This window comes from Hyphomonas pacifica (assembly GCF_000682675.1).
Taxonomy (GTDB): Bacteria; Pseudomonadota; Alphaproteobacteria; order Caulobacterales; family Hyphomonadaceae; genus Hyphomonas; species Hyphomonas pacifica.
Window position 1 is genome coordinate 1 of sequence record NZ_AWFA01000088.1, and the last position, 270, is coordinate 270.

A 270-nucleotide genomic window follows, 5' to 3' on the forward strand; every position below is an offset into this window, starting at 1 on the left:
TTTTTGCATTTTCGGTCCTTGCAGATGGAGCAGCGCTCCATGTGAGACAGGGACAAATTCATGGGTTGGAGTGGATCTGCTACGCCCCTGTGCACATGGGCGCCGTCCATCCGCGTGAAGCCGAGGGGATAATCGGGAGGGTCCCCGAAAGCTTCGGACCCGCCGCGAGCCATGTCACAGGCCGCGACAGGCATGAGTATACGCTCGCGAGAGAGGGGGGCGGAAAACTATTCTCACAGGCTTTGATTTCGTTCGGGAAAACCTGCCAGG

The 270-nt window shown here is 58.5% G+C and carries 1 protein-coding gene; it reads right to left on the bottom strand.

Annotated elements, in window-relative coordinates; translation table 11 throughout:
* Nucleotides 1-194, bottom strand: a 194-nt coding sequence (locus HY2_RS17660) for a hypothetical protein (RefSeq protein ID WP_206741053.1), incomplete at its 3' end; no start/stop codon positions are given.
* Nucleotides 195-270: the final 76 nt, after the last annotated feature.